2 protein-coding genes and 1 pseudogene are annotated in these 3514 nt (G+C 67.0%); 2 read left to right on the top strand and 1 reads right to left on the bottom strand.

The window, feature by feature from the left end:
* Positions 1-197: pseudogene (locus GA0115259_RS15820) on the bottom strand (hypothetical protein); the annotation flags it as partial.
* A 421-nt stretch (positions 198-618) separates the two neighbouring features.
* On the opposite strand from GA0115259_RS15820, the gene GA0115259_RS15815 reads away from it, so the two are divergent.
* Entirely contained in the window at positions 619-3030 is a 2412-nt protein-coding gene (locus tag GA0115259_RS15815; RefSeq protein WP_093596814.1) for an immune inhibitor A domain-containing protein, read from the top strand.
* A 156-nt stretch (positions 3031-3186) separates the two neighbouring features.
* Positions 3187-3513, top strand: a complete 327-nt coding sequence (locus tag GA0115259_RS15810) for a hypothetical protein (RefSeq protein ID WP_093596817.1) — start codon at positions 3187-3189, stop codon at positions 3511-3513.
* The last annotated feature ends 1 nt before the right edge of the window (position 3514 follow it).

Raw genomic sequence — 3514 nt, 5'->3', positions numbered from 1 at the left:
GCCGAACGCGCCGCCGCCCTGGCGCGGCCCGGCGCGGGCACGGTGAGCGTGACCAGCAGGCCCAGGGCGAGCGCGGCGATCCCTATCACCACGACACCGGCGCCGGTGGTGATACCGGAGACCAGCAGCATGACGACCGTGGAACAGACGACGGTGGCGGAACCATAGGCGAGCTGTGCGGCAGTAGGACGCGGCATGGCGGAATCCGTCCTCGGAGCATCGGGTTCGGGGGGTGTCTCGCGTATTTCGCACGTAGTCGCAAGCGGGGGGCGGCAGTTGCGAATGGCTCGCACTGCCCATCGACTCTACGACGGGAGATGCCCGGGAGGAACGGGTAGTAAGCGTGACCTAACGCACGGTGTCGCGGCACAGGGGGCGCATCGAGTCACACCGTCCGTCAAAGGGCTTGAATTGTGCGCCTGTTGTCCGAATTTCTCCGTGTCCGTGCGGCCAGGAGAGCGGAACCCGGGCCGCCGTATAGTGCAGTTGACCAGTGCAAGTCAAGGTCTGTCTTTTCTTCCTTAACTCCGGTCGAATGTCGTCACTTATGACGCAGACGCGCGCGGATCCCTCACTCCCGGTCCGCGGATCGCGTGCGCCGGGGAGGAAAAGCATCAAGTGATCAGAAACCGACGGGCGAGAAGAATGTCCGCGGTGGTCGTGGCTCTGGCCGCTACCGCCGCGACGGCTTCGGCCTTCACCACGGCCCAGGCCGAGGACAACCCCGCATCCGGCCCCGCGGGGATCGAGCGCCGTGATCCGGCGCCCCAGAAGGGACAGGTCGAACACGACCTGGAAGGCCCGTTCAGCAAGCAGCAGTCACAGGAGCGTGAGGCCGCGCTCGAACAGGTCATCTCCGGCGAGGCCAAGGTCGAGAAGCGCGGCGGCTCCAGCGTCGTCAAGCTCGGCGGCAAGAAGTACGTCGAGCTGGGCCGCGAGAAGACCGACAAGATCTTCACCATCCTCGTGGAGTTCGGCGACACGGTCGACAACACCACGATGTACGACCGGGACGGGGCCGGCCCCCTGCCGCCCGTCGTGAAGTACGGCGGCACGCCCGGCCCGCAGCACAACGAGATAGCCGAGCCCGACCGCACGGTGGACAACTCCACCGCCTGGCAGGCCGACTACAACCAGGCCCACTTCCAGGACCTGTACTTCGGTACGGGCACCGACGCGAACGGCCAGCCGAAGGACTCGCTGAAGACCTACTACGAGAAGACGTCCTCCGGGCGCTACTCGGTCGACGGCACGGTCTCCGACTGGGTCAAGGTCCCGTACAACGAGGCCCGTTACGGCTCCAACTACTGCGGCAGCAGCACCTGCTCCAGCGCGTGGGACGCGGTGCGTGACGGCGTCACCGCCTGGACCGCGGACCAGAAGGCCAAGGGCAAGACGGACGAGCAGATCAAGTCGGAGCTGTCCGCGTACGACCAGTGGGACCGTTACGACTTCGACGGCGACGGCAACTTCAACGAGCCCGACGGGTACATCGACCACTTCCAGGTCGTCCACGCGGGCGAGGACGAGTCGGCCGGCGGCGGCGCCGAGGGCACCAATGCCCTGTGGGCGCACCGCTGGTACGCGTACGGCACCAACGCCGGCACCACCGGTCCGGCGAACAACAAGTCGGGTGGTACCCAGATCGGTACGTCCGGCATCTGGGTCGGCGACTACACCATGCAGCCGGAGAACGGCGGACTCGGGGTCTTCGCCCATGAGTACGGCCATGACCTGGGCCTGCCCGACCTGTACGACACCGCGGGTGGTGACAACTCCACCGCCTTCTGGACGCTGATGTCGTCGGGCTCCTGGCTCGGCACCGGCAAGGACGCGATCGGCGACCTGCCGGGCGACATGACCGCCTGGGACAAGCTCCAGCTCGGCTGGCTCGACTACGAGCAGGCCAAGGCCGCGACCAAGTCCGACCACCGGCTGGGCGTCTCGGCGTACAACACCAAGAACCCGCAGGCGCTCATCGTCGACCTGCCCAAGAAGCTCAAGACCACGACTGTCGTGAAGCCCGCCGAGGGCTCCAAGCAGTGGTGGAGCGACATGGGTGACGACCTCAGGAACACCCTCACCCGTCCGGTCGACCTGACCGGCAAGTCCTCGGCTTCGCTGGAGCTCCAGGGCTGGTGGGACATCGAGGCCGAGTACGACTACCTGTACACCGAGGTCTCGACCGACGGCGGCGCCAACTGGACGGTGCTCGACGGCACGGCCGACGGCCAGCCTCTTCCCCGTGACGCGGCCGACAAGCCGTCGCTGACCGGTGTCTCGGGCACGAACAAGCACCTCGTCTACCCGCTGGACGCCTACGCGGGCCAGAAGTTCGACCTGCGCTTCCGCTACCAGACGGACGGCGGAGTGGCCCCGAAGGGCTTCACCGCGGACGAGATCACCCTGACCGCGGACGGCGCGACGGTCTTCTCCGACAACGCCGAGGGCGACGACGCGGGCTGGACCGCGGTCGGCTTCTCGCGCATCGGTGAGGGCTTCACGCAGGAGTACGAGCAGTTCTACATCGCCGAGAACCGTCAGTACGTCTCGTACGACCGCACCCTCAAGGTCGGCCCGTACAACTTCGGCTTCAACGCGCCGAACGACAACAAGGTCGAGCACTACGCGTACCAGAACGGTCTGCTCATCTGGCTGTGGGACACCTCGCAGAAGGACAACAACACCAGCACGCATCCGGGTGAGGGTCTGATCCTGCCCATCGACGCGCACGCCACTCCGCTGCGGTGGGCGGACGGCACGCTGATGCGCAGCCGCATCCAGGCGTACGACTCGACCTTCGGTCTGGCCCGTACGTCCGCTCTGACGCTGCACAAGGCGAACGTTCCGGTCCAGGTTCCCTCGCTGCCCGCGGCCACCGTCTTCGACGACCGCAAGGGCACGTACTGGTACGCGGACAACCCGCTCGCCAGCGTCAAGGTTTCTGACACCAACACCAAGATCAGCGTCGTCAGCGAGTCGCCGGAAGGCCAGACGATCCGGGTCAAGGTTGCTCCTTCCGACAAGTAACCGGAAGTAACCGCAGGTCAAAGCATGATCGGCCGTCGCCCTCTAGCGGGCGGCGGCCGATCGTGTTTAGGTGCGTCCTACAGTTCTCTTATTGACACAGTTTCTTACTGGGCGCCACAGGGGCCCACGTCAGGGACCACGGGGGAGATGACGGACATGGCAGCCGGAGGCTTCAGCAAGCTCCCGAACGGCACGGTGGTGGTGGCACTGACCCTGCCCAGCCCGGCGTCCGAGGGCGGTACGGTGCGCGTCCTCGTGCACGCGGCCAACCGCGCCCGCGCCCTGACCAGGCTGCGGAATCTGGGGCTGCGCGCGGTGTATCTGCGCGGCAACGCGGCGCCGCCGACACCGGACGAGATCACCGCGGTGCTGCACCACCCGGACGGTCTGCTGTGGCGCACCACACCTGAGTGCCGCGAACAGCTCTGGCAGCCGATACGGGCACTCCTGCGCCCGGCGGCGGGCCCGGCGAGCGCGGGGTAAC

The sequence above is a fragment of the Streptomyces sp. MnatMP-M17 genome (assembly GCF_900091995.1).
GTDB lineage: Bacteria > Actinomycetota > Actinomycetes > Streptomycetales > Streptomycetaceae > Streptomyces.
The sequence above is the reverse complement of the archived record's forward strand: the minus strand, read 5'-3'. Positions and strand labels throughout refer to the sequence as shown.

Excerpts from the sequence above, each read along its gene's own strand:
- GA0115259_RS15810 (WP_093596817.1), top strand. The coding sequence starts at position 3,187 with ATGGCAGCCGGAGGCTTCAGCAAGCTCCCGAACGGCACGGTGGTGGTG.